1 pseudogene is annotated in these 725 nt (G+C 43.3%); it reads left to right on the top strand.

What is annotated here, in order from left to right:
* Positions 1–42: 42 nt before the first annotated feature.
* Positions 43–725: pseudogene (locus ACFIMP_RS09840) on the top strand (DUF3792 domain-containing protein); the annotation flags it as partial.

Below are 725 nucleotides of genomic sequence, written 5' to 3'. Positions count from 1 at the left end.
CAAAAAGGCATTGTATCTCCAGCATATTCAAGGAGATAAAACATGGAAACTCGCATTCCTGAAAACACACCATTCGAGACGAATTTTCTAGGAGAAACGTCTCTAGAAGAAAAATATTCACTCTTTCACACACCCATTTCATGGTCCGCAATCTTTGCGGGACTGGTGACGGCTCTTGCCACCTCAATCTGCCTCTCTTTTCTGGTCACCGCTTTAGGCTTAAGCCAAATGGATTTCACCTCTTCAACCCCATTTGAAGGCTCTTTCCTCTCCTTTGGCGTGGGCTCTGTTATCGTTACACTGATTAGCCTAGCCTTGGGAGGCTTTGTAGCTGGACGTTTTGCTGAAACCTCAGGGACTCTTCATGGCTTTCTCACCTGGGCTCTCATAACATTGCTGATGACCCTCCAAGCCATCCACGTGGTTTCTAGTACAGCAAAGATAGGAGCTAAAACGGCTCTAGAAAACAGCTCCATGGTCCAACAAACCGTAGACAGCCTAAAAAACAATATTTCCCCTATACTTGCAAACTTAAACAGCGAAAGTCTTGAACAGTTTTTTGCAAAAAATAGTGACAATGATATCAATTTTGACCAACTTTCGAGTGAATTGCGCACCCTTCTCAATAAAAGCGACATTCCTGCTCTCAACCCTGATCGCTTAAAACAAACCTATCAAGCTGCACTCAATGATATTGGTTCTGCGATAACAGCTTTCAAAAATGA

It is taken from the genome of Bartonella sp. AP65SXKL, from assembly GCF_042195725.1.
In the GTDB taxonomy this organism is placed as follows: domain Bacteria; phylum Pseudomonadota; class Alphaproteobacteria; order Rhizobiales; family Rhizobiaceae; genus Bartonella.
Note: the sequence above shows the minus strand (reverse complement) of the source record. Positions and strands in the feature narration are given on the sequence as shown.